Origin of the sequence: Proteiniborus sp., assembly GCF_040308045.1 — a bacterium.
In the GTDB taxonomy this organism is placed as follows: Bacteria; Bacillota; Clostridia; order Tissierellales; family Proteiniboraceae; genus Proteiniborus.
The window spans coordinates 22,589-29,019 of record NZ_JAWRHZ010000028.1 but is presented as its reverse complement, the minus strand read 5'-3'; the positions used below and the strand labels follow the sequence as shown (position 1 = coordinate 29,019).

Below are 6,431 nucleotides of genomic sequence, written 5' to 3'. Positions count from 1 at the left end.
TATGACCTAACCCGATTTTCTGAACGCTTTTATCAGAAAATCGATGGTAGGTCAAACGCAACGAGCACCAAATTTATGTGAGCGACAGCGAACAAATAAATTTGTGTTGCGAGACTGTGGAAAATGACCTAACCCGATTTTCTGAACGCTTTTATCAGAAAATCGATGGTAGGTCAAACGCAACGAGCACCAAATTTATGTGAGCGACAGCGAACAAATAAATTTGTGTTGCGAGACTGCGGAAAGTTAATGAAGACTAGTATTTAATATTTTTAATCATATCGTATAAATTTTAACTATAATGAAAGGGTGAAAACATGCAAAAGTTTAAAGAACTATCAAATTTATCAGTGGCTGAAAACGAAAAACAAATATCTAACTTTTGGGAAGACATTGATATTTTGACTAAAACAGTAGAAAACCGTAATGGTAGCAAACCATTTATATTTTACGAGGGACCTCCTACAGCAAATGGTAGACCTGGTATTCATCACGTTATATCAAGAACACTAAAGGATTCAGTATGTAGATATATGACTATGAAGGGATTCCAGGTAAAAAGAAAGGCTGGATGGGATACCCATGGACTTCCAGTTGAGATTGAAGTGGAAAAGCAACTAAGACTTAAAAACAAACAAGATATTGAAAACTACGGAATGGCTAAGTTTAACGAAAAATGTAGGGAATCAGTATTTACCTATGAAAGCCTCTGGAGAGAAATGACTAAGAGAATGGCCTATGAAATAGATTTAGACAATCCTTATATAACACTAGACAACAATTATATCGAAACTGTATGGTGGATACTAGATAAATTTTTTCAAGAAGGATTAATCTACGAAGGACATAAAATATTACCATACTGCTCAAGATGTGGTACAGGATTAGCCTCTCATGAAGTTGCACAAGGATATGAAGAAATAAAAACTAATACAGTTATAGTCAAATTTAAGAGAAAAGATGCAGATGAATATTTCCTAGTATGGACTACTACACCATGGACATTAGCATCAAACGTTGCCCTTACAGTAAGCCCAGATGCAACATATTTAAAAGTAAAATCAGATGGCACAGTATATTATGTTGAAAAGACACTATCAAAGAAGGTCTTTGGAGACCAAGAATTTGAAGTATTAGAAGAATTAAAAGGAAAAGACTTAGAATATATTGAATATGAGCAATTAATGCCATTTGTAAAAGCTGACAAAAAAGCTTTTTTCGTAACTGTAGCTGATTACGTAACTACAGAAGATGGTACTGGTATAGTTCATACAGCTCCTGCATTTGGAGAAGATGACTATAATACAGGTAGAAGATACGATCTTCCAGTTTTACAGCCTGTAAATGAAGAGGGTAAATATACTACTACACCATGGGAAGGCATGTTTGTAATGGATGCCGACATAGATATAATTAAATGGCTTTATAATGAAGGAAAGCTATTTAAGAAAGAAAAAATGGCGCATAATTATCCACACTGTTGGAGATGTAAGACACCGCTCTTATACTATGCTAAACCAAGCTGGTATATAGAGATGACAAAGCTTAAAGATAAGCTTATAGAAAACAATAATACAGTTAAATGGTATCCAGAATATGTAGGAGAAAAGAGATTTGGAAACTGGTTAGAAAACCTAAATGACTGGGCAATATCTAGAAGCAGATATTGGGGGACTCCACTAAATATTTGGAGATGTGATTGTGGGCATACACAAAGTATAGGTTCAAGAAAAGAATTAGTTGAGAGAGCTATAGAAAATATAGATGAGAATATAGAGCTTCATAGACCGCATGTAGATAATGTTCATATTAAATGTGATAAATGTGGCAAAGCTATGACAAGAGTAACAGACGTTATAGATTGTTGGTTTGACAGTGGCTCAATGCCTTTTGCGCAACATCATTATCCATTTGAAAATAAAGAAAGATTTTTCGAAGAACTATTCCCAGCAGATTTTATATGTGAAGGTATTGACCAAACAAGAGGCTGGTTCTACTCACTATTAGCAATTTCTACCTTCGTAACTGGAAAAGCACCTTACAAAAGAGTTCTAGTAAATGATTTAATACTAGACAAAGAAGGCAAGAAAATGTCTAAGTCTAAAGGAAATACAGTAGATCCATTTGAATTATTTGACAAATACGGTGCAGATGCACTTAGATGGTATCTTCTTTTCGTATCTCCTGCGTGGACACCAACTAGATTTGATGAAGATGGACTAAAAGAAGTATTGAGTAAATTCTTCGGTACTATTAAGAATGTATATAATTTCTTTACACTTTATGCAAATACAGATGAAATAGATCCAAAGGACTTCTATGTAAAGGTATCGGATAGACCAGAACTAGATAGATGGATTATTTCTAAGTTTAATAGCTTATTAAAAGCAATAGAAGAAGACTTAGCAGAATATGATTTAACAAAAGCAGTTAGAAAGATTCAAGACTTTGCCAATGAAGATTTATCTAATTGGTATATAAGACGTTCTAGAAGGCGCTTCTGGGAAACAGAATTAACAGAAGACAAGAAAGCTGTCTATAATACAACCTATGAAATATTAGTTGGATTATCTCAAATGATTGCACCATTTGCACCATATTTATCAGAAGAGATATATAGAAATCTTACAGGAGAACTATCTGTTCACTTAAGCGATTATCCTACTGTAAAAGATGAGTATATAAATAAAAAAATAGAGCATAAAATGGACCTTGTAAGAGATTTAGTGGGACTAGGAAGAGCTGCTAGAGAGTCAGTAAAGATAAAGGTTCGTCAGCCAATTCATGAAGTATTAATAGATGGAAAGCATGAAGAAGAAATTGCAGACCTAGTACCTTTAATAAAAGAAGAGTTAAATGTTAAAGAAGTAGTATTTGCTAAGAATTTAAATGAATATATGAATTTCAGCTTAAAGCCAAACTTTAGAGTGGCAGGTCCTATATTAGGTCCAAAAATTAAAGATTTTGGTAAAGTACTTTCAGAGCTTGATGGTTCTGTAGCTGCTCCAAAGATAGAAAACGGAGAAAATGTAGTTGTAAAGATTAGTGGTAAGGATTTTGAAGTAACAAAAGACCTTGTAACAGTTACAATAACTGCAAAAGAGGGCTTTACAGTTGCAATGGAAAACAATCACTTTGTTATCCTAGACACTACACTAACAGAAGAGTTAATCAACGAAGGATATGCAAGAGAATTTATATCAAAGGTACAACAAATGAGAAAGAATAATGGCTATGAAATGATGGACAATGTCAAAATCTATTATGATGGTGATGATGAAATAGCCAAAGCAGTTAATGATTACGAGGATTATATCAAGAAAGAAACATTATCAGTAAGCATTGAAAGAGTTCAAGATAATAGCTTTGAAAAGCATAATCTAAATGATCATGAAACTGGTTTAAAACTTGAAAAAATTCAATAATTAACATCTTAAAATCGCTGGGTTTCTACAAGAGCTCAGCGATTTTTATAACCCATAGAAAAGTTCATGCTTAATCATGACTTTTATTAAGTAAGCACAATGATTTGTCGAATCATGTAACTTCATTTGTATATTAAATACAAAGGGGATTTTTAAAAAAAATAGAATTTTCATACGAGATGAAATATTATGAGTTTTGTAAAACATAACTTTTATCCTATATATTGAAGTAAATCCAAATGATATAATTTTAGCATGGAAAGTTATAAAAGAAATTATAATTAAACACACATGTTACTAATTATAAGGGGGATGTTTAAATGTTTAAACAGGGAAGATCGTTTTATTTAACTTTATTGTTGAATTTAGTATTAAATGGAGCAGCAATTATTCTTATGTATAATAAAGAAATAAGTTTATTAGCAGAAATTGTTGTATCTTCCATGATTATGTTAATTATCTGGGGTATATATATGATATACAACAATAACTCTATCTTAGTAGAAGATATAAAAACGGTACTAGAAGAATATTCTAAGGGTAATTTTTTGGTAGAGTTTAAGACAAGGCAAAAGTCTGCTGAACAGCTTAGAATAGGACAAACAATAGATTCTCTAAGAGGACAGATGCAAAACTGGCTCTATAATGTTTTATATTCAAGAGTAAAAATTAATGACTATGCTGAAGTGTTGCATAGAAACACTACTGCAACCCTGGAAAGCATAAATGATATTTCAAAGGCAATAAATGCAATTAATTTCAGTTCAAATAAAGCTACAGAAGATACAGCTGAAAACGCTGCAATAGCAGAAGAGTTACTTAGTTCAAATACAGAAATTACTGAAAATGCTGTGAAATTTAGTGCAGTTACTTATGAATCAGCCAATAGAATTATGGAAGACAGCAATGAAATAGAAAAAACACTAGAAGATGTTGCCGAAATTGAAAGCATAATGTTAAAGGCATCTGAAGAAATAGATAGGCTGAAGGTCCATCTAAATTCAATATTTAAAATGAGTGATGCAATTTCTGATATAGCTAATCAAACAAATTTATTATCATTAAATGCATCTATAGAGGCTGCTAGAGCAGGCGAAGCTGGAAAAGGTTTTTCTGTAGTAGCAGAAGAAATAAAAAAGCTAGCAGAGGAAAGTGAAAAAACAACTACTGAAATTAAAGACAATGTTTCTTTAATTGATTTAAGTATAGGTAGAGTTATTGAAGAAATTAAACAAGGAGCTGATAAATCTATAGAAATTAAGGAAAAGAGCAATAAAGCTAGTAAAAATCTAAATGAAATAACTCTAAAAATTAATGAAATAACAAGTTTTATAAATGATATTTCAAAGAATATTGATGAGCAAAATAAAGCTACTGAAGCTTTAGCAAAAAATGTTGAGAATGCAGCAGGCTTTATAGGAGATTTAAATACAACTATAAAAGGCATTGATAGTAATATTTCTACTCAAGTATATATGGAGAAAGAAAGCCTTGAAACTTCTAATGGTATTACTGAAATAGCTAAGAAATTTAATGAATTTACTATAACCTTTGAAGAAGAAATTAATAAAGAATTAATTGCAACTTGCGAGAAAGTAGCAGAACTTGAGGCAAAAGGGCTAGTAAACAATGATTTTCTTCAAGAACTATCTAAAAAAACTGGTATATCTGAATTCTTTGTTACTGATTCTCAAGGTGTAACTGAGTATTCAAACAATCCGAATGGGGTAGGATTCAAATTTAGTGATGATCCTACTACCCAAGCATATGATTTCTATAGGATACTACTAGATTCAAGTCTAAAAGTTTGCCAGGAAATGAAAATTAGAGATATAGATGGCAAGTATTTTAAGTTTGCAGGAGTTTCAAAAAAGGGCAAGAAAGGCATTATACAAGTAGGTTTGTATATTGATGACTTGTTGGATTTCAGAGGACAATACGCAATAGATTAATGATATAAAGCGTTATTCATTTACTTGTATAGCGGTTATTGCCAAAATAATATTTCAAATAAGTGAAAATTTATAAAATTTTGATAAATGGGTATGTGATATAATTAATTGTAATGTAATAAAAACGTTTTCATGGAGGCGATGCCTTTGTTTGAAACAGTAGGTTGGTCTTTAATAATTAATTTTTTCGATAAAACTTGGAGGTGATACAATGAAGTCTTTTGAATACTTTAAACCACAATCTTTAAAAGAAGCTAGTGAATTGCTTATAGCACATGGAGAAAACTCTCATATACTTAATGGCGGTACAGACTTAGTTGTAAGAATGAGGGAAAATTTAACTACACCAGATGTAATAGTAGACATCAAAGGAATAAAAGAACTTCACAATATAAACTACGATGAAAAAGAAGGATTATTCGTAGGAGCTTGTGTTAAGCTAAGCGACATGGCTCACAATAAAGCTGTTGTAGAAAACTATAGCTTTTTAGCAGATGCAGCTGAAACTGTAGGTTCAGGTCAAGTTAGAAACCTTGCCACAATGGCTGGAAATAATGTAAATGCATCACCACTAGCAGACACATCAACTCCACTTTTAGCACTAGACGCTAAGGTATGCATCTATGGACCTAATGGTGAAAGAGAAGTTTCAATTCATGATTTCTTTAAAGGTGTAAGAAAAACTTGCCTAATACATGGAGAAATCGTAACTGGAATAAAGATACCAGCATATAAGGGTCTAAAAGGAGTATTTATTAAAAATTCAAGAAGAAAAGAAGTAGACTTGTCTACTGTATGTACAACTGTAGTAAAAGTAGGTAACGAAATAAGAATAGCTATGGGAGCAGTAGCACCAACTCCAATAAGAGCTAAAGAAGCAGAAAAGCTTGCTAATGGAGCAGAGCTTACAGATGAATTAATAAATAAGATTGCCGACATGGCAGCATCAGAAGCTAAACCTATAGATGACGTAAGGGCATCTAGAGAATATAGAATAGAAATGGTTAGAGTAATGGTTCGCAGAAGTCTTGAACAGTTAAGAGCCTAATAGGAG

At 32.1% G+C, this 6,431-nt stretch carries 3 protein-coding genes; all 3 read left to right on the top strand.

Features of this window, described 5'->3' with window-relative positions:
* Positions 1-317: 317 nt before the first annotated feature.
* The 3 genes from ileS to ABV008_RS05405 all read left to right on the top strand — a co-directional run bounded on the left by ileS (position 318) and on the right by ABV008_RS05405 (position 6,425).
* Positions 318-3,425 (top strand): isoleucine--tRNA ligase, encoded by a 3,108-nt coding sequence (gene ileS, locus ABV008_RS05415; protein ID WP_352418801.1) that lies wholly within the window; start codon positions 318-320, stop codon positions 3,423-3,425.
* A gap of 320 nt (positions 3,426-3,745) precedes the next feature.
* A complete protein-coding gene (locus tag ABV008_RS05410) occupies positions 3,746-5,377 on the top strand; it encodes a methyl-accepting chemotaxis protein (RefSeq protein ID WP_352418800.1) in 1,632 nt (543 codons plus the stop codon).
* A gap of 211 nt (positions 5,378-5,588) precedes the next feature.
* Positions 5,589-6,425: an FAD binding domain-containing protein gene (locus ABV008_RS05405; protein WP_352418799.1), complete on the top strand. Its 837-nt coding sequence runs from the start codon at positions 5,589-5,591 to the stop codon at positions 6,423-6,425.
* The last annotated feature ends 6 nt before the right edge of the window (positions 6,426-6,431 follow it).